The organism is Nitratidesulfovibrio oxamicus (genome assembly GCF_015731765.1).
Classification (GTDB): Bacteria; Desulfobacterota; Desulfovibrionia; order Desulfovibrionales; family Desulfovibrionaceae; genus Cupidesulfovibrio; species Cupidesulfovibrio oxamicus.
On record NZ_VRYY01000444.1, the window covers coordinates 1 to 1,978 of the forward strand.

Below are 1,978 nucleotides of genomic sequence, written 5' to 3' on the forward strand. Positions count from 1 at the left end.
CTGCTGCCCGCCGGGGCACGGCTGGCCCGGCGCGGGGAAGATGCGGCGGCGGAAGAGGCGGGCGGCGCGCACTGCGGCATGAACCTGACCAATCACCTGATCATCGTGGGCTTCGGCATCGGCGGGCGGCACCTGGCCCGCGCGGCCAAGGCGGCGGGCATCGACTACACCATCCTGGAAATGAACCCCGACACGGTGCGCACCTTTGCCGCCAAGGGCGAGCCCATTGCCTACGGCGACGCCTCGCACATCGCGGTGCTGGAACACGGGGGCGCATGCGCGGCTCGGGTGCTGGCCATCGTCATTTCCGACCCTGCCGCCGTGCGCAGCATCACCGACACGGCCCGCAAGCTGAACCCTTCGCTGCACATCGTTGTGCGCACCCGGTTCATCAGCGAAATTGCGGCACTGCGCGACCTGGGGGCCAACGACGTGATCCCCGAGGAGTTCGAAACCTCGGTGGAAATCTTCACCCGGGTCATGAGCCGCTATCTTGTGCCGCGCGCCGAGATAGAACGCTTTGTGGAGGAAGTGCGCACCGAAAGCTACGACATGCTGCGCCAGGTGGACATCCGCACCGAGCCGCTGGCCGCCTTGTCCACCTACTTCACCGACTTCGACCTGAGCGCCATGACCGTGGAACCCGGCTGCATGCTGGACGGCACGACCCTGCAACAGGCCGACCTGCGCCGCCTGCACGGGCTGACCCTGGTGGCGGTGAAACGCGGCGAGGAAGTGCTGCCCAACCCCGACGGCACGTTGCGCCTGATGGCGGGCGACGTCACCTACGTGTTCGGCCCGCATGCGGACATCGCCGCCAAGGCCGGACTGTTCGCGGCGCGGAGACGGGCCTGGGATACGGGCGAGGAGGAGAAGGAACCTGGCCTGGAGGCCACGATGGCCGATGGCTCCGGACAGGCAGGCGAGGGGGGCAGTGAGGATGTGGCGTCGGGCGGGGATGCCGCTGCCGCTCCGGCCAAGGCCACGTCCGGCGACAAGGCCTGAGCGGCCACGTTGCGCAGAAGCGCCTCCACCCCCCTCGAATCGCATGGGACGGGCCGCCATTTCTGAACATGACAGCCCCCGCGAGGTCTCGCTTCGCGGGGGCTGTTGTTTGCAGGATATTGTTGAATGGCCAAGGCGCGGGATTGGACGCCAAAGTAGGGTTCTTGCCCGCTGGCAAGGAAAGCGGATCTGCCGTGAGGGAGCGTGCCTCAGCCGTTTGGCGAGCGCGCAGCGCGAGTCTCACGGTCAAGGACAGCAAAGCCATGGTTGGTGATGTTTGGGACCGCCAACGGGCAAAAGGACACCTTGGCGCTATTCCTCGCGCAGGGCGGAGATAAGCCGCTGCAACTCCTCGGCCTGAGCGGCCAGGCCGGAAATGGCGGCCTCGGCCCGTTCCATGCCTTCGGCGGTGCGCGCGGCCACCTGGTTCACCTCGCCCACGGCGCGCCCCACCTGTTCGCTGGCGGCGGACTGCTGCTCTGCGGCGGCGGCGATGGAGCCCACCCGGTCGGCGGTGCCGGTTACGATGGTCACGATGCGGTCCAGGGTATCGCCCGATTCGCGGGCCAGCCCCACCGATTCGCGCACCGCCTCGCCCGCCTGTCGGGCGCCGTCGATGGAGCGCGCCGCCCCGTCCTGAATGGCCCGGATGGCGTTGCCCACCTCGTGCGTGGCCTGCATGGTCTTTTCGGCCAGCTTGCGCACTTCGTCCGCCACCACGGCAAAGCCCCGCCCCGCGTCACCGGCGCGCGCCGCCTCGATGGCCGCGTTCAGGGCCAGCAGGTTGGTCTGGTCGGCAATGTCGCTGATGACGCCCAGCACGTTGCCCACCGCATCGGTGCGCTGGCCAAGGTCGCCCATGAACGACTCCAGTTCCTCGGTGCGGCCCCGGATGGCGCTGATGGCGTCCACCAGCCGCGTCACCGACCCGGCCCCCTCGGCGGCGCGGGTGCGTGCCGCAGCCGCGCTGTCG

Annotated in this window: 2 protein-coding genes; one reads left to right on the forward strand and one right to left on the reverse strand. The window is 69.2% G+C overall.

All coding sequences use genetic code 11. The features are described 5' to 3' along the window. Nucleotides 1-1,005: NAD-binding protein (locus tag FVW20_RS13755; protein ID WP_196610060.1), on the forward strand; the 1,005-nt coding region annotated here is incomplete at its 5' end. Nucleotides 1,006-1,317: 312 nt separating this feature from the next. Here the strand turns inward: FVW20_RS13755 and FVW20_RS13760 are convergent. Beyond that, on the reverse strand, nucleotides 1,318-1,978 hold a 661-nt coding region (locus tag FVW20_RS13760; RefSeq protein ID WP_231039113.1), incomplete at its 5' end, for a methyl-accepting chemotaxis protein.